At 74.4% G+C, this 21,319-nt stretch carries 23 protein-coding genes; 7 read left to right on the plus strand and 16 right to left on the minus strand.

All coding sequences use genetic code 11. The annotated features are described in order from the left end of the window. Positions 1-93: 93 nt before the first annotated feature. Entirely contained in the window at positions 94-414 is a 321-nt protein-coding gene (locus RM780_RS12715; RefSeq protein ID WP_394812952.1) for a DUF3618 domain-containing protein, read from the minus strand. A 143-nt stretch (positions 415-557) separates the two neighbouring features. Between RM780_RS12715 and bcp the strand changes: the two genes are divergently transcribed. The 4 genes from bcp to RM780_RS12735 all read left to right on the plus strand — a co-directional run bounded on the left by bcp (position 558) and on the right by RM780_RS12735 (position 4,254). Then, the gene (gene bcp, locus RM780_RS12720) at positions 558-1,034 is read left to right on the plus strand and encodes a thioredoxin-dependent thiol peroxidase (protein WP_311630767.1); all 477 of its coding nucleotides are present in this window, start codon (positions 558-560) and stop codon (positions 1,032-1,034) included. Between the two features lie 64 nt (positions 1,035-1,098). Beyond that, the gene (locus RM780_RS12725) at positions 1,099-1,878 is read left to right on the plus strand and encodes an HAD-IIA family hydrolase (RefSeq protein WP_311630768.1); all 780 of its coding nucleotides are present in this window, start codon (positions 1,099-1,101) and stop codon (positions 1,876-1,878) included. Positions 1,879-2,050: 172 nt separating this feature from the next. Next, positions 2,051-3,583: a hypothetical protein gene (locus RM780_RS12730; protein ID WP_311630769.1), complete on the plus strand. Its 1,533-nt coding sequence runs from the start codon at positions 2,051-2,053 to the stop codon at positions 3,581-3,583. Next, the gene (locus RM780_RS12735) at positions 3,583-4,254 is read left to right on the plus strand and encodes a class F sortase (RefSeq protein ID WP_311630770.1); all 672 of its coding nucleotides are present in this window, start codon (positions 3,583-3,585) and stop codon (positions 4,252-4,254) included. Before RM780_RS12730 ends, RM780_RS12735 begins: the two co-directional genes overlap by 1 nt. A 6-nt stretch (positions 4,255-4,260) precedes the next feature. Here the strand turns inward: RM780_RS12735 and rdgB are convergent, their stop codons facing one another. The 11 genes from rdgB to clpS all read right to left on the minus strand — a co-directional run bounded on the left by rdgB (position 4,261) and on the right by clpS (position 13,108). Further along, the gene (rdgB, locus tag RM780_RS12740) at positions 4,261-4,896 is read right to left on the minus strand and encodes an RdgB/HAM1 family non-canonical purine NTP pyrophosphatase (RefSeq protein WP_311630771.1); all 636 of its coding nucleotides are present in this window, start codon (positions 4,894-4,896) and stop codon (positions 4,261-4,263) included. A 56-nt stretch (positions 4,897-4,952) separates the two neighbouring features. Further along, a complete protein-coding gene (locus RM780_RS12745) occupies positions 4,953-5,354 on the minus strand; it encodes a hypothetical protein (protein ID WP_311630772.1) in 402 nt (133 codons plus the stop codon). Between the two features lie 102 nt (positions 5,355-5,456). Beyond that, positions 5,457-6,206 carry a ribonuclease PH gene (gene rph, locus RM780_RS12750; RefSeq protein ID WP_311630773.1) on the minus strand — a complete coding sequence of 250 codons (750 nt, stop codon included), beginning with the start codon at positions 6,204-6,206 and terminating at the stop codon, positions 5,457-5,459. Positions 6,207-6,257: 51 nt separating this feature from the next. Continuing rightward, positions 6,258-7,013 carry an MBL fold metallo-hydrolase gene (locus tag RM780_RS12755; protein WP_311630774.1) on the minus strand — a complete coding sequence of 252 codons (756 nt, stop codon included), beginning with the start codon at positions 7,011-7,013 and terminating at the stop codon, positions 6,258-6,260. Between the two features lie 212 nt (positions 7,014-7,225). Further along, a complete protein-coding gene (rodA, locus tag RM780_RS12760; protein ID WP_311630775.1) occupies positions 7,226-8,422 on the minus strand; it encodes a rod shape-determining protein RodA in 1,197 nt (398 codons plus the stop codon). Between the two features lie 102 nt (positions 8,423-8,524). Further along, a complete protein-coding gene (locus RM780_RS12765; protein ID WP_311630776.1) occupies positions 8,525-9,475 on the minus strand; it encodes a PLP-dependent cysteine synthase family protein in 951 nt (316 codons plus the stop codon). Then, complete coding sequence (locus RM780_RS12770) at positions 9,475-9,753, minus strand: MoaD/ThiS family protein (RefSeq protein ID WP_311630777.1); 279 nt, start codon at positions 9,751-9,753, stop codon at positions 9,475-9,477. The genes RM780_RS12765 and RM780_RS12770 overlap by 1 nt, the downstream gene beginning before the upstream one ends. A 218-nt stretch (positions 9,754-9,971) precedes the next feature. Then, complete coding sequence (locus RM780_RS12775; protein WP_311630778.1) at positions 9,972-10,442, minus strand: M67 family metallopeptidase; 471 nt, start codon at positions 10,440-10,442, stop codon at positions 9,972-9,974. A gap of 42 nt (positions 10,443-10,484) precedes the next feature. Then, positions 10,485-12,059: an alanine/glycine:cation symporter family protein gene (locus RM780_RS12780; RefSeq protein ID WP_311630779.1), complete on the minus strand. Its 1,575-nt coding sequence runs from the start codon at positions 12,057-12,059 to the stop codon at positions 10,485-10,487. Positions 12,060-12,188: 129 nt separating this feature from the next. Then, a complete protein-coding gene (locus RM780_RS12785) occupies positions 12,189-12,797 on the minus strand; it encodes a DUF2017 domain-containing protein (RefSeq protein ID WP_311630780.1) in 609 nt (202 codons plus the stop codon). Further along, positions 12,797-13,108: an ATP-dependent Clp protease adapter ClpS gene (gene clpS, locus RM780_RS12790; protein WP_311630781.1), complete on the minus strand. Its 312-nt coding sequence runs from the start codon at positions 13,106-13,108 to the stop codon at positions 12,797-12,799. The genes RM780_RS12785 and clpS overlap by 1 nt, the downstream gene beginning before the upstream one ends. Before the next feature lie 91 nt (positions 13,109-13,199). Between clpS and RM780_RS12795 the strand changes: the two genes are divergently transcribed. Both RM780_RS12795 and RM780_RS12800 read left to right on the plus strand, forming a co-directional pair. Further along, complete coding sequence (locus tag RM780_RS12795; RefSeq protein WP_311630826.1) at positions 13,200-14,543, plus strand: nicotinate phosphoribosyltransferase; 1,344 nt, start codon at positions 13,200-13,202, stop codon at positions 14,541-14,543. Positions 14,544-14,608: 65 nt separating this feature from the next. Then, entirely contained in the window at positions 14,609-15,202 is a 594-nt protein-coding gene (locus RM780_RS12800) for an isochorismatase family protein (protein ID WP_311630782.1), read from the plus strand. A 165-nt stretch (positions 15,203-15,367) separates the two neighbouring features. Here the strand turns inward: RM780_RS12800 and RM780_RS12805 are convergent, their stop codons facing one another. Then, positions 15,368-15,688 (minus strand): hypothetical protein, encoded by a 321-nt coding sequence (locus RM780_RS12805; RefSeq protein WP_311630783.1) that lies wholly within the window; start codon positions 15,686-15,688, stop codon positions 15,368-15,370. Between the two features lie 222 nt (positions 15,689-15,910). Continuing rightward, positions 15,911-18,301, minus strand: a complete 2,391-nt coding sequence (locus RM780_RS12810) for an immune inhibitor A domain-containing protein (RefSeq protein ID WP_311630784.1) — start codon at positions 18,299-18,301, stop codon at positions 15,911-15,913. Between the two features lie 277 nt (positions 18,302-18,578). Here RM780_RS12810 and RM780_RS12815 point away from each other — a divergent pair, with 277 nt between their 5' ends. Continuing rightward, complete coding sequence (locus tag RM780_RS12815) at positions 18,579-18,818, plus strand: hypothetical protein (protein WP_311630785.1); 240 nt, start codon at positions 18,579-18,581, stop codon at positions 18,816-18,818. Positions 18,819-18,827: 9 nt separating this feature from the next. Here RM780_RS12815 and RM780_RS12820 read toward each other — a convergent pair whose 3' ends face one another. Both RM780_RS12820 and RM780_RS12825 read right to left on the minus strand, forming a co-directional pair. Then, positions 18,828-19,442 (minus strand): RDD family protein, encoded by a 615-nt coding sequence (locus RM780_RS12820; protein ID WP_311630786.1) that lies wholly within the window; start codon positions 19,440-19,442, stop codon positions 18,828-18,830. 158 nt (positions 19,443-19,600) lie between these two features. After that, positions 19,601-21,250, minus strand: a complete 1,650-nt coding sequence (locus RM780_RS12825; RefSeq protein ID WP_311630787.1) for an RDD family protein — start codon at positions 21,248-21,250, stop codon at positions 19,601-19,603. Between the last annotated feature and the right edge of the window lie 69 nt (positions 21,251-21,319).

Raw genomic sequence — 21,319 nt, forward strand, 5'->3', positions numbered from 1 at the left:
ATGGGCAGCTTGTCGTGGGTGGGGGCGGGTTGCGAACTCACGTGATGACCGTATCTCAGGATCTTGGGGTCGTTGCGACCGCGAGCGGGGCCGTTAGCGGCGGCGGCGCCGGGAGGAGCGGACGAAGAGGCCGGCCAGGGCGACGGTGAGCACGACGGCCGGGACCACGCGGTCCAGGCGGGGCGCGCCGTCGGGCGAGACAAGCTGGGCGCGGACGCCGCTGACCGCCTGGTTCACCGCGACGAACGCGCGGCCCACGGACTGGTCGACGGTCGCGGCCAGGCGGGCCCTGGCGTCGCCCACGATGGTGCTGGGATGGACGCGGACCCCGATCTCCTCCAGGGTCGCCGCGAGTTCCTCCCGCCGCCGGACGATCCGGGCCTCGATTTCCGAAGGTGCTTCCGGCACGCTCACGCCTCCATCGTCCACACGCCGCTGCGAAGATGACCCCGGACCGGCCGGGGTTACCGCACAGTCTCTCAGTTCCCGGATCGGGCTGCTCGCCGGATACCCCGTTTAGGCTGGGCGGCGGAAGACTGCCACCAGGAGGAACGAACATGAGCGCCCGTTTGCAGCCGGGGGACCCGGCGCCCGCCTTCACGCTGCCGGATGCCGACGGCAAGCCGGTGTCGCTGGCCGACCACGCCGGCCGCCGGGTCATCGTGTACTTCTACCCCGCCGCGCTCACCCCGGGCTGCACCAAGCAGGCCTGCGACTTCACCGACAACCTGGAGCTGCTGGCCGGGGCCGGGTACGACGTGATCGGCGTCTCGCCGGACGCCCCGGAGAAGCTGGCGAAGTTCCGCACCAAGGAGGACCTGCGGGTCACGCTGGTCAGCGACCCGGAGAAGGAGACACTGCGGGCGTACGGGGCCTTCGGCGAGAAGACGATGTACGGCAGGACCGTCACCGGCGTCATCCGCTCCACGGTGATCGTGGACGGGGAGGGGAAGGTGGAGCGGGCGCTCTACAACGTCCGGGCCACCGGGCACGTCGCCAAGCTGATCAAGGACCTGGGCCTCCAGTCCCCGTAGGTCCGCACAGGCCCGCACAGGCCCGCACAGGCCCGAGGAGAGAACGCGTAAGGAGCCGATCGACGTGGCGGAGAGAAAGCCCATCGAGTCCTGGCTGACCGACATGGACGGCGTGCTGATCCACGAGGGCGTGCCCGTCCCCGGCGCGGACCGCTTCGTGAAGCGGCTGCGGGAGTCGGGCAAGCCGTTCCTGGTCCTGACGAACAACTCCATCTACACGCGCCGGGATCTGCATGCCCGGCTGGCCCGGATGGGCCTGGACGTGCCCGTCGAGGCGATCTGGACCTCGGCGCTGGCCACCGCCCAGTTCCTGGACATCCAGCGTCCCGGCGGCAGCGCGTACGTGATCGGCGAGGCGGGGCTGACCACGGCCCTGCACGACGTCGGGTACGTCCTCAGCGACCAGGCGCCCGACTACGTGGTGCTGGGCGAGACCCGGACGTACAGCTTCGAGGCGCTGACCAAGGCGATCCGGCTGATCAACGACGGGGCGCGGTTTATCGCGACCAACCCCGACCACACCGGGCCCTCGGCGGAGGGCGCGCTGCCGGCCACCGGCTCGGTGGCGGCGCTGATCACCAAGGCCACCGGCCGCGAGCCGTACTTCGTGGGCAAGCCGAACCCGCTGATGATGCGGACGGGCCTGAACATGATCGGCGCGCACTCGGAGACCAGCGCGATGATCGGGGACCGGATGGACACCGACGTGCTGGCCGGTCTGGAGGCGGGGATGGAGACCTTCCTCGTGCTCACCGGCCTGACCAGGCCGGAGGAGATCGACCGTTATCCGTTCCGGCCCTCGGCCGTGGCGGACTCGATCGCGGATCTGATCGACAGGATCTGACGCGGTCCGGGTCGCCCCGCGCCGGGCGGGGTCCCCCCGAGGGGGGATGTCCTCCTCATTGGGGTGAGTGCGAGGGCGCAGCGGATGCGGGGGACGGCGGGGCGGGGGATGTTCGACGGTAACGACGACCGTTGATCATTCCGGAAGTCTCCGCAGTCTCCGGAGGTTTGCCATGCCTGTCCCCCGAAGTGCCCGTATCCGCGTCCGCACTCGACTCCTGTCCGTCCTGGTGTGCACAGCCGCGGGGGTGGTGGCCACGGCCGCGCCCGCCGCGGGCGTTGAGGAACCCGTCGACCCCGGGGTCCGGGTCGATCCGGTGAGCCCCCGGCCCGGGGACGAGGTGCGGCTGACCGTGCCGGGGTGCGCGGCCGGGGAGGGCACGGCCGGTTCGGCCGGGTTCGCCGCCGACGCGGACCTGGCGCCCGGCGAGGGCGAGGGCCTGAGCGGCACGGCCACGGTGGACGAGGCCGTGGAGCCGGGCGTGCACCCGATCGAGGTGCGATGCGAGGGCGCGGAGGAGGAGATAACCGGGCGCCTGATCATCACGGGTCCGGCGGCCGACGCGGACGCCGGGGCGAACGCCGGCGCTGGGGCCGGCGGCGAAGCCGAGGCCGGGGCTGAGGCCGCTGAGGAAGGTACGGCCGAGGGGCCGGCCGCCGAAGGCGGCGAGGCGCAGGCGGAGGAACAGGCCGGCGCCGCCGGGGGACCCGCCGAGGGCGGCGCGGCGGCCGGGGCCGCGCAACCCGGTGATCAGCCGGCGGAGGGGAACGCCGGGGGCGCGGAGGGTGCCGCGGAGGGCCCGCAGTCCGAGGGGCAGGCGCCGGAGGGCGGCAACGAGGCTCCGCCGCAAGGCAGTCAGGGTGAGAACGCCCAGCCCGCGGAGGGCACCCAGGGCGCTGAGCCGGGGCAGCAGCCGGCGGAAGGGAGCGCCGAGGGCCGCGAGGCCGCGCCCGGCGCGGGTGCCGCCGAGCACGCGCAGCCGGAGGGCGAGTCGGCCGGGCCGCAGGAGCCCGGCGCCGGGCAGGCGCAGGGCGGCGAGCCGGGCGCGGCCCCCGCGCCGGGCGGCGGCCAGGCACAGGCCCCCGCGCCCGAGCATCAGCAGGCGGCCCCCGAGCACGGCCAGGCGCCGGGCGAGTCGGGGCAGCACCAGCCCGCGCACGAGCAGGGCCAGGCGCCCCCGCCCGCACAGGGCTCCGGCGCCGGGCACGGGCACGACGGCCACGCTCCCAGCCAGGGACACGCGCAGGGCGCCGCCCCGCAGCCCGGCCACGGCCAGGGCGGCCACCAGCAGCCGGGCCACCAGCAGGAACACCACCAGCAGGGCCGGGGACACGCCCCCGGCCAGGACCCGGGCCACCGGCAGGGTGGACACGCGCCCGGCCAGGGTCACGAGCAGGGGCACCACTCCGGCCAGGGTCACCAGGGAAGCGGCCATCAGCAGGACTCCGCCGCGCGGGCCGGGCACGAGGCGGGGCGTGGCCACGCCGGGTCCGGGCGGGGCGCGCACGGCGAACTGCCCGTCGGCCACAGCGGCGAGGCGCCGATGCTGCCGACCGCGCCCGTGCGGGCCGGGGGCGGCGCGATGGCGCAGGAGCGGGAAGAGGACGAGGCGTCGGGCGGAACGGCCGGGCTGGCCGTCCTCTCCGTGGCGCTGCTGGGCGGCTCCGTGTTCGGCGTCCGGCGGCTGCGCTCCCGGGCGGACTAGTGGCCGGGGCCGGGGAGCCCGGCGCGGCCCGCCCGGGCCGCGCGCTCCCGGTAATCGCCTGGGGCCTGCTGGCGCTGGCCCTGGTGCTGTGGGCGGGGGAGCTGTCCGGCGGGCCCGTCCCGGGCGGGCTGTTCGGCGGCAGCTCCTCCCCGGCCGGGCCCGGCGTCGACGGGCTGCCGGAGGCCGCCGAGCCGCTGGAGGGGAACGCGCCCCCGAGCGTCGTGGAGATCGACCGGATCGGCGTGCTCGCGGACGTGATCCCCCGGGGCGTGGACGCCACGGGCGGCGTGGACCCGCCGCCGTTCGAGGAGCCCGGGGTGGCCGGCTGGTACGAGGGCGGGCCGACCCCGGGCGCCGAGGGCGCGGCGGTGCTGGTGGGGCACGTGGACACCGAGACCCAGCGGGCCGTTTTCTACGCCCTGAGCACGGTGGAGAAGGGGGACACGGTCCGCGTCACGCGGGAGGACGGCAGCCTGGCCGAGTTCACGGTGAGCGAGGTCGAGGTGGTGGAGCGCGAGGAGTTCGACGCGGAGCACGTCTACGGCCCGCGCCTGGACGGGGAGGCGGAGCTGCGGCTGATCACCTGCGGCGGCTCCTTCGACCGGGAGTCGGGGGCGTACTCCGCGAACGTGGTCGTCTCCGCCTACCTCACCGGCCCCGACCGGGCCTAGCCCGCCCTACGCGAGGGGGCCGTCGGCGGGAACGAGGGAGGCGATCAGCGGGGCGAGGGCGCGGAAGGCCCGGCCGCGGTGGCTGATGGCGTTCTTCTCCTCCGGGGACAGCTCGGCGCAGGTGCGCTCCTCGCCCTCGGGCTGGAGGACCGGGTCGTAGCCGAAGCCGCCCTCGCCGGAGGCGGCGCGGCGCAGGGTGCCGGTCAGGCGGCCCTCGGTGACCCGCTCGGTGCCGTCGGGGAGGGCGAGGGCGGCTGCGCAGGCGAAGTGGGCGCCGCGGTGCTCGTCGGGGACGTCGGAGAGCTGGGCCAGCAGCAGGTTCAGGTTGGCGGCGTCGTCGCCGTGCCGCCCGGCCCAGCGGGCGGAGAAGATGCCGGGGGCGCCGCCGAGGACGTCCACGCACAGGCCGGAGTCGTCCGCGATGGCGGGCAGGCCGGTGGCACGGGCGAGGGCGTGCGCCTTCAGCAGGGCGTTCTCCGCGAAGGTGACGCCGGTCTCCTTGACGTCGGGGACCTCGGGGAACGCGTCGGCGCCGACGAGTTCGAGGCCGGGGCGGGCCGGGTCGGCGGCGGCCAGGATGGCGCGCAGCTCGGTGACCTTGTGGGCGTTGCGGGTGGCCAGCACCAGGCGGGTGGTTCGCATGCGTCCCATTATCCGGAGCGGGCCGGCCCTGCCGGACCGGCCCCTCGGCGCGGGCGCTACGGGGTGCAGGCCTCGCTCAGCTCGTCGGTGGCGTCGAGGAGCGGCGTGAGGTCGGGGACGGTGCCGGCCTCGGCGCTGGCGCCGATGTTCTCGGCGGCCTCCAGGACGGAGTCGGCGGCCTCGCGGACGTCTGCGTCGCCGACCTCGTCGCGCAGCTCCTGAACCTCGCGGTTGACGGAGTCCGCGGCGTCCACCACGGCCTGCGGGTCCTCGGCCTGGGCGGCCTGCTCCAGCACTTGGGCGCTCTCGGTGACCTCGACCGCGAGGCGGGCGCAGTCCACGGCCGCCTGGAGGTCGCAGCCGCTGGCCGCGGCGCCGCTCAGCAGCACGCCGGCGGCGAGGGCCGCCGCGACCGCGGCCGGTCTGCGGCTCCTGGTGCGTTTCGTGGGCGTGGCCATGAGGCTGTCCTCCCCTGTCGGTGCCCGTGCTTCTTCGTACCCGTCCTACCCGCCGCTCCGCCCGCGCTACCGGTCAGGGGCGGCGGGCGGCTGTCGCGCCCGTCACGCTCCGTCCTGGCCCGGGACGCCGGAGGCCAGGGCGGCCTGCTGGGCGGTGGTGAGCTGCGCGCAGCCGGCGACGGCAAGGTCGAGGAGGGCGTCCAGCTCGGCGCGGCGGAACGGCTCGCCCTCGGCGGTGCCCTGCACCTCGACGAAGCGGCCGTCGCCGGTGCAGACGACGTTCATGTCGGTCTCGGCGCGGACGTCCTCCTCGTAGGCCAGGTCGAGGAGGGGAACCCCGGCGACGATGCCGACGCTGACGGCGGAGACCGCGCCGGTGAGCGGCTGGGCCTTGGACCGGATCAGCTTGCCGCGCTGGGCCCAGGCCACGGCGTCGGCCAGGGCCACGTAGGCGCCGGTGATGGCGGCGGTGCGGGTGCCGCCGTCGGCCTGGAGGACGTCGCAGTCCAGGACGACGGTGTTCTCGCCCAGGGCCTTGAAGTCGATGACGGCGCGCAGGGAGCGGCCGATGAGGCGGGAGATCTCGTGGGTGCGCCCGCCGATCCGGCCGCGGACCGACTCGCGGTCGCCGCGGGTGTTGGTGGCGCGGGGCAGCATGGCGTACTCGCCGGTGACCCAGCCCTCGCCCGAGCCCCGGCGCCAGCGGGGGACGCCCTCGGTGACGCTGGCCGTGCACAGCACGCGGGTGTCTCCGAAGGAGACGAGGACCGAGCCTTCGGCGTGCTTGCTCCAGCCGCGTTCGATCCGGACGGGGCGGAGCTGGTCGGGCGCGCGGCCGTCGATGCGAGACATGGGGGCGAGCCTATCCCCCGGCCCGGCGGGGCCGGCTCGCGGCGGCGGGCCTCAGATCTCGTACACCGCGCCGGGGCGGGCGAGTTCGACGGGGCCGCCGAAGGCCGCCTTGGCGTCGCAGAGGTTGACCTGGGCGTCGGTCCAGGGCGGGATGTGGGTGAGGACGAGGCGCTCGGCGCCGGCGCGGGCGGCGCACTCGCCGGCCTCGCGGCCGTTGAGGTGCACCTCGGGGAGGTCCTCCTTGCCGTGGGTGAAGGAGGCCTCGCACAGGAAGAGGTCCACGTCCGCGGCCAGCTCGGAGAGGGTGTCGCACCGGCCGCTGTCGCCGGAGTAGCACAGGGAGCGGCCGTCGTGCTCGACGCGGAAGCCGTAGGTCTCCACGGGGTGGGTGACGCGGTCGGCGCGCACGGTCAGCGGGCCCAGCTTCAGCTCGGTGCGGGGGGTGAGGGTGCGGAAGTCGAAGACCTCGCTCATCGCCTTCTCCGAGGGGGTGTCGGCGTAGGCGGTGATCAGCCGCTGCTCGGTGCCCTCGGGGCCGTAGACCGGGATGGGGTCGCAACGCCCGCCGTCGAAGCGGTAGTAGCGGGCGACGAAGTACACGCACATGTCGATGCAGTGGTCCGGGTGGAGATGGCTGATCGCCACCGCGTCGACGTCGTAGAGACCGCAGTACTTCTGGAGCTCGCCGAGGGCGCCATTGCCCATGTCCAGGAGGAGCCGGTAGCCCTCAGCCTCGATGAGGTAGCTGGAGCAGGCCGAGTCCGCGGACGGGAATGACCCCGAACAGCCGACGACGGTGAGCTTCATGGAAGGGGGAACCTCCGTGGTGGGGTTCGAACGACTGTAAGTCGCAACGGCCCCCGGTGCGCCTTGCAGGGCCCCCGTTGTGGGCGGAATCACCAGCGCGGGGGACCGCGTCCGCAGCGGGTGCGACTCCGGCGCGGCTGACGTGTTGTCCGGTCAGTGTCGAGGGTCACAGGTCAACTCTCCTGGGGCTCGCGAAGGGGCCGTGGGCGCGGTCACATCCGGGTGCGGGAGCGAACGTGGATGGCCAGCAGGAGGCCCACCGCGATCCAGATCGCGAACATCGAGGAGCCGCCATAGGAGAGGAACGGCAGGGGCAGGCCGGTGACGGGCATGATGCCCAGGGCCATGCCCATGTTCTGGAAGCTCTGGAAGGCGATCCACGTCACGATGCCGGCGGCGACGATCGTGCCGTACCGGTCGGGGGCGTGCAGGGCGATGCGGCAGCCGCGCCACAGCAGGGTGCCGATGAGGAGGATGACGGCGCCGGCGCCGACGAAGCCCAGCTCCTCCCCGACGACGGTGAAGATGAAGTCGGTGTGCTGCTCGGGCACGAACTGACCCAGCGTCTGGCTGCCGTGGAAGAGCCCCTGGCCCGTCAGGCCGCCCGAACCGATCGCGATCCGGGCCTGGTTGGTGTTGTACCCCACGCCGGCGGGGTCGAGGGCGGGGTTGGCGAAGGCGGCGAAGCGGTTGATCTGGTACTCGTCGAGGAGGCCGATCTGCCAGACCGCGAGGGCGCCGGCGACGCCGAGGCCAAGCAGGCCCAGGATCCAGCGCCGGCCGGTGCCGGCGGCGGCCAGCGCGCCGATGGCGATGGCGGCGATGACCATGGTCTGGCCGACGTCGGGGGTGAGCATGATCAGGACGGCGGGGACGGCGGCCACGGCCAGGGCGTGCAGCACGGCCCGGGTGTCGGGCCCGTGCCGGGCGTCGCTCTCCAGCGAGGCGGACAGCAGCGTGGCCATGGCCAGCACCACGCCGACCTTGACCAGCTCGGAGGGCTGGAAGGCGAAGCCGCCGCCGAGCTGGATCCAGCTCCGGGAGCCGTTGACCGTCGAGCCGAGGGGGCTGAGGACGAGCACGGACAGCAGCAGGGAGAGGCCGTAGAGCACGGGCACGGCGGTGCGCAGGCGGACGTGGCCCAGCCAGACCATGACCGCGGCCAGGCCGGCGCCGACGCAGACGTTGAAGAAGTGCCGGACGAGGAAGAACTCGGGCTCGCCGTTGTTCAGGTCCATGCGGCCGCGGGTGGCCGAGTACACCAGCAGGGTGCCGAGGATGGAGAGGGTGCCGGCCGCCGTCATCAGCGGCCAGTCCAGGCGCCGGGCCAGGGAGTCGCGGGCGGTGATCCGGCTCCAGACGGGCCGGTCGGCGGCCGGCTGGGGAATCGAGTAGCTACGCACAGTCACACTACGACTCTACGTCGCCCCGCGGACACTCAGGGTGAGGCGGCGGCCTCCCGCCGGGCGGGCGCCCGGCGGGAGCGGGAGCGTTGGGGCCCGGGCGGGCGTTCAGGCCCAGAGCTGGCCGTGGAGCCGGGCGACGGCCTCCTCGGTGGAGGAGGCGGTGTAGATGCCGGTGGAGAGGTACTTCCAGCCCCCGTCGGCGACGACGAAGACGATGTCGGCGTCCTCGCCCGCCGCGGCGGCGCGGCGCCCGACGCCGATCGCGGCATGCAGCGCGGCGCCGGTGGAGACGCCCGCGAAGATGCCCTCCTGGGACAGCAGTTCGCGGGTGCGGGCGACGGCGTCGGCGGAGCCGACGGAGAAGCGGGTGGTGAGGACCGACTCGTCGTACAGCTCGGGGACGAAGCCCTCGTCGAGGTTGCGCAGGCCGTAGACCAGGTCGTCGTAGCGCGGCTCGGCGGCGACGATCCGCATCCCGGGCCGGTGCTCGCGCAGGTAGCGGCCGACGCCCATCAGCGTGCCGGTGGTGCCCAGCCCGGCGACGAAGTGGGTGACGGAGGGCAGGTCGGCCAGGATCTCGGGGCCGGTGGTGGCGTAGTGGGCGCCGGCGTTGTCGGGGTTCCCGTACTGGTACAGCATCACCCAGTCGGGGTGCTCGGCGGCCAGCTCCTTGGCGACCCGCACGGCGGTGTTGGAGCCGCCGGCCGCGGGCGAGGAGATGATCTCCGCGCCCCACATGGCCAGGAGCTGCCGCCGCTCCTCGGAGGTGTTCTCCGGCATGACGCACACGATGCGGTACCCCTTGAGGCGGGCCGCCATGGCGAGCGAGATGCCGGTGTTCCCCGAGGTGGGCTCCAGGATGGTGCAGCCGGGGGTGAGCCGGCCGTCCTTCTCGGCCTGCTCGATCATGAACAGCGCGGGGCGGTCCTTGACCGAGCCGGTCGGGTTGCGATCCTCCAGCTTCGCCCAGATCCGCACGGACTCGGAGGGCGAGAGCCGCGGCAGCCGGACCAGGGGCGTGTTGCCGACCGCCGCGAGCGGAGAGTCGAAGCGCATCAGCCCGCGCCCCCGGCGACCGCGGGCAGGATGGTGACGCTGTCCCCGTCGGTCAGCTTGGTGGCGATGCCGTCCAGGAAGCGGACGTCCTCGTCGTTGAGGTAGACGTTGACGAAGCGGCGCAGCTCCTCGCCCTCGACCAGCCGCTCCCGGATGCCCGGGTGGTGGGCGTCGAGGTCCGTGAACAGCTCGGCGATGGTCCCGCCGGCGCCCTCGACGGCCTTCGCGCCGTCGGTGTAGCTGCGGAGGATGGTCGGGATGCGGACCTCGATGGCCATGGAAGCTCCAGGATGAGGACGGAACGTCGGGGTTTGTCGGTATCGGGCGGCTGCGGCTGAATCAACGCGTCGCGGGACACACGGCGCCGGCGAGGCGGCTCGGCAGGCGGCGCGGACCGGGCACGCGCGGGGCGCCGCGCGTTGATGCGTCACTCACGCCGTGGAGAACCATGGATTCATCGTATCGATTCCCGTTCGGCGCCCCGGCCCGACGTTCATCATCCGGACGTTCCCGTCTCGGAACCGGCGGCCCCGGGGGCCTGCGGCAGCTCCGCGACGATCCGCACCTCCTCCTCGGTCACCTGGCCGTCCACGATGCGGAACGAGCGGAAGGACACCGGGCCCTCGTCGTTGCCGCACTCCGCGGTGGAGACCAGCACGTAGTGCGCGCCGGGCTCGTTGGCGTAGGAGATGTCGGTGCGCGAGGGGTACGCCTCGGTGGCGGTGTGGGAGTGGTAGATGACCACCGGCTCCTCGTCCCGGTCGTCCATCTCCCGGTACAGGCGCAGCAGGTCGCCGGAGTCGAACTCGTAGAACGTCGGGGACCGGGCCGCGTTGAGCATCGGCACGAACCGCTCCGGGCGGTCGCTGCCGGCCGGCCCGGCGACGACCCCGCACGCCTCGTCGGGGTGGTCCGCGCGGGCGTGGGCCACGATCCGGTCGCGCAGCTCCTGGGTGATGGTCAGCATGCGGCCAGCCTAAAGGCCGCCCTTGAGGAGCCCCGGGGGCGGTCACTTGGCGAGGGTGATGTCTCCCGCGGCCTCGGCCGCCGCCTCGTCGGCCTCGATGACCTCGTCGGTCTCCCCCGCGTCCCGCCGGGCGACGTATACCAGCACCTTGCGCAGCTCCCGCCGGACGACGGGGGTCAGCAGGTAGAGGCCGATGATGTTGGCGACGGCGGCCATGAAGAGGAAGGCGTCCGCGAGGTCGACGAGGGTGCCCAGGGAGAGCAGCGTGCCGACCATGATCATCAGGCAGAAGAGGACCTTGTAGACGGTCCCGGCGACGCGGCCCGCGCCGAAGAGATGGCCCCACGCCTGCTGCCCGTAGTAGCCCCAGGTGATGATCGTCGAGAAGGCGAAGAGGAAGACGGCGAGGGTGAGCACGGCGGGGAACCACGGAAGCGCCGTCTCGAAGGCGTCCGAGGTGATGGAGATCCCGGCCGTGGTGCCGCCGATCTCGCCGCCGGCCGCCGCGGTGTCCCGGGCCTCCAGGTAGGCCGGGCCGCCGGCGATCACGATGGTCAGGGCGGTCATGGTGCAGATGACCACGGTGTCGAGGAAGGGCTCGATCAGCGCGACCAGGCCCTCGGTGGCCGGGCGCTTGGTCTTCACGGCGGCGTGGGCGATGGGCGCCGAGCCGACGCCCGCCTCGTTGGAGAAGGCCGCCCGCTGGAAGCCCATGATCAGCGCGCCGACCAGGCCGCCGGCGACGCCTTCGGGGGCGAACGCCCCGCTGAGGATGGCGCCGAACGCGTCGGGCAGGTCAGGGGCGTTGAAGCCGATCACCAGCAGGCAGGCGATGACGTAGAGGATGGCCATCGCGGGAACGAGGCGGCTGGTGACACGGCCGATGGCGCGGATGCCGCCCAGCAGCACCGCGGCGGCCAGGGCGGCGACCAGGGCCCCGAAGAGCAGCGCCCCGCCGGACTCGCCGAAGAACGCGGTGTGGTCCTCGGTGGCGGTGGCCAACTGCTCCAGGCTCTGGTTGACCTGGAAGAGGTTGCCGCCGAAGAAGGCGAAGAACAGGATCATCACGGCCGACAGCCAGGCCAGCGCCCGCCCCAGGTTGGGCAGTCCGCGCTCGGCCAGCCCCTTGCGCAGGTAGTGCATCGGGCCGCCCGAGACCCGGCCCGAGGCGTCGATCTCGCGGTACTTCACGCCCAGCGTGCACTCGGTGAACTTGGTGGCCATGCCCAGCAGCCCGCACACGATCATCCAGAACGTGGCGCCGGGGCCGCCGATGGAGACGGCTATCGCGACGCCGGCGATGTTGCCCAGGCCGACCGTGCCGGAGACGGCGGAGGTGAGCGCCTGGAAGTGGCTGACCTCGCCGGGGGCGTCCGGCTGCTCGTACCGGCCGCGGACCAGCCGCAGCGCGGTGCCCAGGCGGCGGAACTGGAGGAATCCGAAGGAGGCGGTGAAGACGAGCCCGGCCAGCACCAGCCAGCCGACGATCAGCGGGAAGTCGCCGCCCAGGACGGGCACCTCGTAGAAGACCACGTCGGTGAGCACGTCCCGGACCGGCTCGAAAACGCTGTTGACGGCCTCGTCGATCTCATCGGTCCACGACGTTCCGCTCGCCATGCGTCCCCCTCGGGGTGGATGGGCCGGTGGGCAGGAAAAGAATTCCGCTTTTCCTATCATGCGGCCGGATCACCCGACAGGGGATTCCCTAAGTCATATTATGATGATTATTCACTGAAATGGCGGAGGTTATGGCGCCATCGTCCCGATGAGGGACTCCTGCAGCGAACCCAGCCAGAGAAAGGCGATGGCCACGGGCTTCTCCGGGGCGTCGTCCGGCAGGTCGAGCAGGGCCTCGGTGCCCTCGTCGTCCTTGAGGCCCAGGCGGGCGCCGATCGCCAGGCGCAGGTCGTTCAGCCCGCCGAGCCAGCGCCGCGACTCCTCCGGCTTCAGCGTCAGCACCGCCCCCTCCTCGCCCGCGGCCCGCGCCTCGGAGGCGACCGAGTCCAGGTCCCTGACCAGGGCCAGGAGGTCCTCGCGCTTGCGGGCGCGCAGCTCGCTCTCGGTGAAGCGGCGGAACTCCGCCGACAGCCGCCGGCTCTCCTCGTCCGCCGCCGCGCCCGGCTGCCCGTAGGCGTCGGGGAAGAGCCGCGCGAGCGCCGGGTCGGCCGGCGGCTCGGTGGGCCCTTCGGCGAAGAGCGCGTCCAGCGGGTCGGCCGGCTCCGGGCCACCCGGCTCGGGGCCGATGAGTTCGAGGAGCTGCGTCGCCAGGCTGCGCAGAATGGAGATCTCGGTGGCGTCGAGAACGATGGCCGCTCCGCCGTCGGGGCCGCCCGCGGACTCGAAGTGCCCGGCCATCAGCGGTCCTGCTGGAGGGTCGCCCACAGGCCGTAGCCGTGCATGGCCTGCACGTCGCGCTCCATTTCTTCACGGGTTCCCTGCGAGACGATCGCGCGGCCCTTGTGGTGGACGTCCAGCATGAGCTTCTTGGCCTTGTCCTTCGAGTAGCCGAAATAGGTCTGGAAGACATAGGTCACATAACTCATGAGATTCACCGGGTCGTTGTGGACGACCGTGACCCATGGGACGTCCGGGGCCGGCTCGCCGGCCGGCGCCTGGTCCGACTCCGTGCGCTCGATCTCCATGGGGATGGCACTCACGCCCCCCATGCTGCCACCAACCCCGCCCCGGGGACCAAACGGCCGACACGAGATATCGTCAAACTGACGAGATGCGGTGTACGCTAGGGGCATGGATGTGATGGACGAGGCGCGGCACGGGCTCCCGGTCACGGTGCCCTCCACCGCGCTCTTCACCGACCAGTACGAGCTGACCATGGTGCAGGCCGCGCTGCGCGCCGGCACCGCGCAGCGCCGCTCCGTCTTCGAGGTCTTCGCCCGGCGCCTCCCCTCCGGCCGTCGGTACGGCGTGGTGGCGGGCACCGGCCGGGTGCTGGACGCGGTGGAGAACTTCCGCTTCGAGCCCGGGCTCCTGGCGTTCCTGGAGCGCTCCAACGTGGTGGACCGGCCCACGCTCGACTGGCTGGCGGACTTCCGCTTCCGGGGCAACGTCCGGGGCTACCCCGAGGGGGAGGTCTACTTCCCCGGCTCGCCGGTGCTCACCGTGGAGGGCAGCTTCGCCGAGTGCGTGCTGCTGGAGACGGTGATCCTCTCGATCCTCAACCACGACTCGGCGGTGGCCGCCGCCGCCTCGCGGATGTCGGTGGCCGCCGCGGGCCGCCCGCTGATCGAGATGGGCGCCCGGCGCACGCACGAACTGGCCGCCGTCGCCGCCGCCCGGGCCGCGTACGTGGGCGGCTTCTCCTCGACCTCGGACCTGGCCGCGGGCTTCCGCTACGGCATCCCGACCGTGGGCACCAGCGCGCACGCCTTCACGCTGCTGCACGACTCGGAGCGCGACGCGTTCACCGCCCAGGTCGAGTCCCTGGGCACGGGCACGACGCTGCTGGTGGACACCTACGACGTCACCGAGGCCGTGCGCACCGCCGTTGAGGTTGCCGGGCCCAAGCTGGGCGCGGTGCGGATCGACTCCGGCGACCTGCTGGTCGTGGCCCACCGGGTGCGGCGGCAGCTCGACGAGCTGGGCGCGCGGGACACCCGGATCGTGGTCACCAGCGACCTGGACGAGTACGCCATCGCCTCGCTGGCCGCCGCCCCCGTGGACGCCTACGGGGTCGGCACGCGGCTGGTCACCGGCAGCGGCCACCCCACCTGCTCGATGGTCTACAAGCTGGTGGCCCGCGCCGCCGGGGAGGACCCGCGGGCCCCGCTGGTCCCGGTGGCCAAGAAGTCGCTGGGCGGGAAGCTGTCCGTCGGCGGCGAGAAGTGGGCCGCCCGGCCGCTGGACGAGTACGGCGTGGCCGAGGCCGAGGTGGTGGGCACCGGCCGGATCCCCGAGGAGCTGGCCCGCCGCCGCCTGGGCGTGGAGCTGATGCGCGACGGGCGGGCGGTGGCCCGCGAGAGCCTGGACGCGGCGCGCGAGCGGCACGTGCGCGCCCGCGGCCTGCTGCCCCTGTCCGCCACGCAGCTCTCGCCCGGCGAGCCGGTCCTGCCGACGCGGTACGCCGGGGCTGCCGCGGCCTAGGCTCGGGCGCGGGCCCCTGGTCCGCGGCCATCCACCAGCGTTCCGACGAAGGAGAGTTCGCCGTCATGCAGCAGGCATTGATCGTCGTCGACGTGCAGAGGGACTTCTGCGAGGGCGGCTCCCTCGCGGTCCCGGGCGGGGCGGAGGTGGCGGCCCGCATCACCGACCTGATCGGCGCGGCCACCCCGGCGTACCGGCACGTCGTCGCCACCCGCGACCACCACATCTCGCCCGGCAAGCACTTCTCCGAGGAGCCCGACTACGCCACGTCCTGGCCGCCGCACTGCGTCTCGGGCACGGAGGGCGCGGACTTCCACCCGAACTTCGCCGCCGCCGTGGAGACCGGCGCGGTGGAGGCGGTCTTCGAGAAGGGCGCGTACACGGCCGCCTACAGCGGCTTCCAGGGCACGGACCCCGACGGCACGGGCCTCGCCGACTGGCTGCGCTCGCGGAACGTGGACGCGGTGGACGTGGTGGGCATTGCCACGGACCACTGCGTGCGGGCCACGGCCCTGGACGCGGTGGCAGCGGGCCTGCGGACCCGCGTGCTGCTCGGCCTGACCGCGGGCGTGGCCCGCCCGACCGTGGAGGCGGCCCTGCGCGAGCTGTCCGAGGCGGGCGTGGAGCTGACGGGCGAGCCGGTCCTGGTCACGGACTGACGCCCCGCGAGGCGCGCCGCCGCGGACTGCACGGGGGAACGTCCGCGGCGGGCGTGAGCGGGCTCGTGCCGGGCCGTCCGGGCCCGGGGCCCGTACGACCGGCTGGGCGGGCGGCCCGAGGCCGTCCCGGGGATGGCCTGGGGATGGCCCGGGGCGGCCCCCCGCTCAGGCCGCCTCGGCCGGGGGGCGGAGGAGGCGGGCCATGGGGCGCCAGCCGGTGCAGGGCGGGGCGGTGCGGGCGGGCCGCCAGACCACGCCCTCGGGGTGGTGCAGCACGGCCGAGATCTCGTCCGGGGTGGGAGGCGAGGCGTTGCCGCGGAGGTAGACGGCCGGGAGGCCGAAGTTCCGCAGCCGGGTCAGCGCCCGGGGGCGGTTCGCCGCGTGGACCAGGACCCGGACCGCCTGCGCCGGGGCGCCGGGCCTGGGCAGGGTGAGCGCGACGACGACGCTGCCGTCGGGCAGCCTCACGAAGCCTCCGTCGGACATGGGTCGGGTCACCTTCTCGCTGCGGGCGCCGGGGGCGGACAGGACTCCGCCATCTTTACCCGCCCGGCCGCCGCCCGTCGAGGCCGGGCGCCGAGCAGGGTGCTGACCTGCGGATACGCCTGGCCGGGCGCGGGGGCGCGACGGTCCGTGGCCGGGCGTTCACCCACGGAAACGGCCGGCCGGGCCAGGGCGGCCCGGCCGGCCGTCCGCGCCGGCGAGCCCTCAGCGGGCGCTGGGCGAGACGCGGACCACGAGCGGGCGCAGCGGGTCCAGCGGCTGGCTGAGGATCGTGATGCGGGTGTTGGTGTCGGGGACGCGGACGCTGCCGAGCGGGTTGTCCTCGTCCCAGTACGTGCCGCGGTGGTCGTCGAAGTACGGCCGGCCGGGCTGGGAGGGCAGGCGGGTGGGCTCGCCGTCGCGGTGCAGGGTCAGGCGCGGCGTCGGCCACCGGCTGAACGCGGCGTCGCGGGTCTGGATGCGGTTGCGGATCACCGTCCCGTCGCTCCACCGCTCGGCCTCGGGGTGGGCGTCCACGGGCAGGACCTGGCCGGCGCCCGGGTGGGCGCTGACGTCGTTGTCCTGCTGGGAGGTGTCCCAGAGCCAGACCAGCATGCCGTTCTGGTACGGGAAGTGCTCCACCCAGTCCGGGCGCCGCTCGGTGTCCACGAAGTTGTACGGGCCGGTGCGCAGGACGCGGTCCCAGCCGGTGTACTGGCGGTTCTCCACGAGGTAGAACTGCGCGTACTCGCCGGTCACCGAACCGCCGACGACGGAGAAGCCCTCGGCCTCCCAGTCGCCCGCGCCGCCCTCAGCGCCATCCTCGAAGACCGTGCGGCCGTCCGCGGTCACCGTCAGGGCGTCGGCCGTGAACCCGGTCTGGGCCGTCGAGCCGTCCGTGCGGTACAGGAAGCGCAGGCTCACCTCCTGGCCGGCCCAGTCGTCGAGGGGGAACGCCAGCGGCAGGTCGCCGCCGGACTCGCCGGTCAGCGCGGGCCGGTCGGCGCCGTCGCGGGGCAGCGGCGCGCCGTCGGCCGTGCCGTCCAGCGCGGTCCAGGTGGCGCCGCCGTCCGCCGAGATCTCGGTGTAGAGGAAGTCGTACCCCTCCTCGATGGACCACCAGCCCGTCAGCTCCAGGGAGGCGGTGGAGGCGCCGGAGAGGTCGACGGTGCGGGTGAGGGTGTGCTCCAGGTCGTCGCCGGAGCCGCTCCACCACTGGGCCTCGCCCTCGGCGGGCGGGTGGATCTCCTCGGTGACGGTCCGCTCGGGCAGCTCCACGACGAGGGCCTGGCGGCCACGGTCCCGGCCGCCGCGGGAGGCGGCGCCGGGATAAGCCAGCGCGGAGGGGCCGAGCCGGTGGGTGGAGGTGGTCGCGGCGCGCGCCACCTCGTAGTCCAGCCAGCCGAGTTGCAGCTTCTCCCAGGGGCCGAGATCGTTGGGCAGCTCGCCGATGGTCTCCTCGCCGGGGCCCAGCCAGGACCCGGAGGACATCGCGGACCAGAAGCCGGTGCCGTTCTCGCCGCCCTGCGTGTCGTACAGGTCGGGCAGGCCCAGGTCGTGCGCGAACTCGTGGGCGAAGACGCCGACGCCGCCGTTCTCGGGCTGCATCGTGTAATCCCCCACCCACAGGCCGGTGTCCGCGATCTGGGTGCCCCCGGCCGGGTTGAACTCCGGCCCGGTCTGCCCGATCTCGTCCAGGAAGGCGTACCAGCGGTGGGCCCAGATGGCGTCCTCGCCCTGGGCGCCGCCGCCGGCCGACTCGTCCTCGCCGGCGTGGACGATCTGGAAGTGGTCCAGATAGCCGTCCGGCTCATTGAAGTCGCCGTCGCCGTCGTGGTCGTAGCGGTCCTCGACGTCGAAGCTCGCGAGGTCCGCGCGGATCTGCTCGGGGGTGCGGCCGGCCGCGCGCTGCGTCTCGTACCAGGCGTTGACGCCGTCGGTGACGGCGTCCCAGACGGTGGTGCAGACGTTGTCCCCGCAGGAGTTGGTGCCGTAGCGGGCCTCGTTGTGCTCGACACGCACCCAGTCGGTGACCTCGCCCTCGACGGTGTAGCGGCCGGAGGACTGGCTCTCGAAGTACTGGCGGACGGAGGGTACTTGGGGGTCCTCCGAGTAGTAGATGTCCTCGTAGTAGCCGCGGTCGAAGTCCTCCCGCCACAGGGTGGTGTTGTCCCGCGAACGGTCGGGCTCGGCGATCTCGTTGACGCGCGGGCCCGGAGTGCCGCCGTACTCGGGGTGCGTGGTGTCGCCGAACTCGACCAGCACCGTGAAGATCCGGTCGGTGCCTGTGGTGGCCACCTCCACGAACTCGCCCTCGCTCAGCTCGACCACGTCCGAGCCGGCCAGGGCGCGCGGGCTCGCCTCGCCCGACACCAGCCGCTGGAGGGCCTGTTGACGGCGGGCCTGCTGCTTGTCCGCCAGCGGGTTCTCCAGGTGCGGCGTGGCGTCCTGGTGCCGCTCGCCCCGCGGGCCGCCGCCGGGCGGGTCGGCCGGGGGGCTTGCGTTGGCCGGGGCGGCCGGCAGCAGGACCGCGCAGCCGAGGGCGGCCACGGCCGCGGTCGCCAGGGCGGCCGTCGATCTGGTGGTGCGCTGTCCCCTCGTCCCATGTGATGTCACCGGTTGCCTGTCCTCCCTGCGCACGGAGTGATCCGACGGGAGGCATTCGACAGGAGTGGCGCGGGAAAAGACAGACCTTGATTCGACGCGCCGGTGTGGAGGAACATGACCCCGTGCGCCCCTCGTGCTCCCGGCTGCGGGCCTGCCCGGGGTTGCCTCAGGCCCGGCGCGGGCATCGACGCCCGTGAGGCCGCTTCAGCCGTCGCCCGGCGCCGCCGCGCGCGTGCCTCCCGGTGGCCGGCACGCCCCGGTGACGACCGATCAGGACGGATTCGCCATGCCGCACCCGACCCCCGCGCAGCTTCTCTACGGCTCGGTGACGGTCGTCGCGCTCACCCTGGCGCTGCTGCTCCTCGCGCCCTCCGCCCCGGGCCCGGTCCTGGGCGCGGCGGCGGCCGTCGCCCTGCTGACCGGGGCCGCCGTGGGAGCCGCCGTCCCGGGGCGGCGCGCGTCCGGGCGCACGAAGGCCCCGGCGCGCCCGCGCGAGGCGGAGCGGCGCCGGGGGGCCGGGGTCTGACAGGCCGGCTCAGGCGGCGGTGACCACCACGGTCCTGGCCGCCTTGTCGTGCACGCACTGCCGGTAGGGCTTGTCCCAGGTGCAGCTGAGGACGTTGACGAGCCAGAAGACGAAGCCGAGGCAGGGCACGAGCTGCGGCAGGGAGTACACCGCCGCCCGGTACCAGGCCGGATTTCCCTGCGGGACCGCGCCGTTCTCCAGCATCGCCACCCGGATGCGCATCGCCATCTTGCCCACGGTCTGCCCTCGCGCGGAGAGCATCAGGGCCTCGTAGACGAAGTACACCAGCAGCACGACGGCCTGGTGGGTGTAGGAGCCGCCGCCGCCCCGGTCGTCGAAGTCGTAGCCGCCGGCCAGGGGCCACAGCAGCAGCGTGACGGGGATGCCGATCAGCAGGGCGTCGATGATCCGCGCCAGCAGGCGGCGGCCCAGGGGCGCGAGCGGCGGCATGCCGGCCAGGGGGTCGGCGGCGCCGGAGGCGTCCCCGTAGGGATTGTTCCCGTAGGGGGCGCCGTACGGGCCGGAGGGCGGGGGCGCGTGGGGCAGCCCGGCCTCGTCCGGGGGCCGGCCCGGACCGCGGTCCGGGTCGCCGCCGGGGCCGGGCGGAGGCTGCTGGGTGCTCATGGACGCCAGTCAAACCCCGCCCCGCCCCGCCCGCATCCCGGGACGGCCCGCCGCAACGGCCCCCGCCCCCGGGCGGAAGGCCCGCGGCGGGGGCGTTCCCGCAGGTGACAGGGGCTTCCGGCCACGGGCCGGGGGGCCGGGCGGGGCAAGGGCCGGGGCTAGACCCGGCCGGGTGCTCCCGGAGGAGCGGGCTGGGCGGGGGCGGGCTTGCGGGCCCCGGCCACGAAGGTGTCCACGGCCTTGTCGTGCCACGCCTGCCGCCAGGGCCGGTCGCGGGCGCCCATGATCAGGCTGACCAGGCCGAGGACGGCCACCAGCGCGAGCAGGTGGTAGAGCAGCCAGCGCAGCAGCGCCGCGCCGAAGGACGGCTTCTCCTGGTTCCCCACCGTGAGGACCTTCAGGCGGCACAGGGCCTTGCCCGGGGTGGTGCCCCACAGCGCCATCGGCAGGGCCTCAAGCAGCAGGGTCACCCCGAGGAACACCCCGAGGACGGCGGCCAGATAGCCGCCGGTGGTGCCGTCGATCAGCCAGATCGTCTCGTTGACCCCGGCCCGCTCGGCGGCCTCCACCTGCGCGTCGATGTGGTCCTGCGCGTCCGAGAGCATCGGCAGGCCGATGACCACGGCCGCCGCGGCGGGCGGCAGCGCGTCCAGCACCCGCGCGAGCAGCCGCCGCCCCAGGCCCGCCGGGTACGCCTGTTCGGGTGCCTGGAACTGGCCGACCATGGTCAGCGGCGAGCCCTGGTGGGACTGGAGGAAGGGCGACTGCGCGGCCGGCTCCCGCGGGTACCCGTAGCCGCCGGGCGCCTGCCCGCCCTGCGGGGGAACGCCCGGCTGCTGGTGCGGATACCCGTACCCGGGCGCCGCGCCCTGCTGGGGTGGGTAGCCGTACCCGGGAGCGGGCGCGCCACCCTGCGCGGGAACGCCCGGCTGCGGCGCCTGGGCCTGGCCCGGTCCGGCCTGGGGCGGGACGTTCGCCTGCGGGGGGACGTGGGGCTGCGGCGCCGGAACGCCCTGCTGCGGGCCGGCCGCCGGCGGCTGGGCGGCGGGCGGGGCCACGGGCTGGGCCGGGCCCGGCTGGGCGGGAGGCTGTCCGGGTGCCTGCTGCGCGAGGTCGCGCACCTGGCGTTCCCAGGAGGCGGCGGGCGGCAGGTCCGCGCGGCGCAGCGCGGCGGTGTCCTCCCGGGCGTCCGGCTCGGGAACGGCGGCCGGCTCGGGCTGCCGGGGCACGGGCGGCGTCGGCTGCGGCACCGGCGGCGGGGCTGCCGGGGCCGGGCTGGGGGTCGCGGCCGGCGGGAGCGAGGCGGCCGGCGGGGCGGCGGGGGCGGGCGAGCCATCGGCCGGGGTGCGGCCGAACTGGCCGCGCGGGTCCACCCGTCCCGCGGCGGCCACCGGAGAGGTGCTGACGTCCTCGTCGGAGCCCCAGGTCAGCCGCTGCCCCTCGCCGGTGTCCCGGCGCACGGGCGCCACGTCCCCTCGCTGACGCAGCTCGGGCAGCGCGCCGCCGCTCGGGGCCGGCTCGGCGCGGGGCGCGGGCTCGGGGGCCTCCTCGTCGAAGAAGAAGGGCTGGGTCTCGTCCCGCGCGGGCGGAACGGCCGGGGCGGGGGCCGGCTGCGGGGCCGCGGCGCCGGCCGGCGGGGTCGGCAGCGCCTCGCCCTCGCGGGGCTCGGGGCGGCTGCTGCCGGGCACCCAGGAGGTGCCGTTCCAGTAGCGGATGTAGCCGGGGATGGACGGGTCCGGATACCAATTCGGCCCCGGTCCGCCGCCGGCGCTTCCAGACGGCGGGGAGCCTGCGGGTGGGGAGCTCATTGGATCCGAATCTCCTCGTCCGTGCGGTCCTACGGGTCTCACGTCTCTACGGGGTAAGCATGGTACGCG

The sequence above is a fragment of the Streptomyces boetiae genome (genome assembly GCF_031845405.1).
GTDB classification, from domain to species: Bacteria; Actinomycetota; Actinomycetes; order Streptomycetales; family Streptomycetaceae; genus Streptomyces; species Streptomyces boetiae.

Coding starts and splice junctions, on each gene's coding strand:
- RM780_RS12795 (WP_311630826.1), top strand. CDS start 13,200: ATGGACGAGGCGCGGCACGGGCTCCCGGTCACGGTGCCCTCCACCGCG.
- RM780_RS12825 (WP_311630787.1), bottom strand. CDS start 21,250: ATGAGCTCCCCACCCGCAGGCTCCCCGCCGTCTGGAAGCGCCGGCGGC.
- RM780_RS12785 (WP_311630780.1), bottom strand. CDS start 12,797: ATGGCCGGGCACTTCGAGTCCGCGGGCGGCCCCGACGGCGGAGCGGCC.
- RM780_RS12800 (WP_311630782.1), top strand. CDS start 14,609: ATGCAGCAGGCATTGATCGTCGTCGACGTGCAGAGGGACTTCTGCGAG.
- clpS (WP_311630781.1), bottom strand. CDS start 13,108: ATGGGGGGCGTGAGTGCCATCCCCATGGAGATCGAGCGCACGGAGTCG.
- RM780_RS12775 (WP_311630778.1), bottom strand. CDS start 10,442: ATGCTGACCATCACCCAGGAGCTGCGCGACCGGATCGTGGCCCACGCC.
- RM780_RS12815 (WP_311630785.1), top strand. CDS start 18,579: ATGCCGCACCCGACCCCCGCGCAGCTTCTCTACGGCTCGGTGACGGTC.
- RM780_RS12765 (WP_311630776.1), bottom strand. CDS start 9,475: ATGCGCTTCGACTCTCCGCTCGCGGCGGTCGGCAACACGCCCCTGGTC.
- RM780_RS12780 (WP_311630779.1), bottom strand. CDS start 12,059: ATGGCGAGCGGAACGTCGTGGACCGATGAGATCGACGAGGCCGTCAAC.
- rdgB (WP_311630771.1), bottom strand. CDS start 4,896: ATGCGAACCACCCGCCTGGTGCTGGCCACCCGCAACGCCCACAAGGTC.
- RM780_RS12730 (WP_311630769.1), top strand. CDS start 2,051: ATGCCTGTCCCCCGAAGTGCCCGTATCCGCGTCCGCACTCGACTCCTG.
- rph (WP_311630773.1), bottom strand. CDS start 6,206: ATGTCTCGCATCGACGGCCGCGCGCCCGACCAGCTCCGCCCCGTCCGG.
- RM780_RS12820 (WP_311630786.1), bottom strand. CDS start 19,442: ATGAGCACCCAGCAGCCTCCGCCCGGCCCCGGCGGCGACCCGGACCGC.
- RM780_RS12755 (WP_311630774.1), bottom strand. CDS start 7,013: ATGAAGCTCACCGTCGTCGGCTGTTCGGGGTCATTCCCGTCCGCGGAC.
- bcp (WP_311630767.1), top strand. CDS start 558: ATGAGCGCCCGTTTGCAGCCGGGGGACCCGGCGCCCGCCTTCACGCTG.
- RM780_RS12770 (WP_311630777.1), bottom strand. CDS start 9,753: ATGGCCATCGAGGTCCGCATCCCGACCATCCTCCGCAGCTACACCGAC.
- RM780_RS12745 (WP_311630772.1), bottom strand. CDS start 5,354: ATGGCCACGCCCACGAAACGCACCAGGAGCCGCAGACCGGCCGCGGTC.
- RM780_RS12805 (WP_311630783.1), bottom strand. CDS start 15,688: ATGTCCGACGGAGGCTTCGTGAGGCTGCCCGACGGCAGCGTCGTCGTC.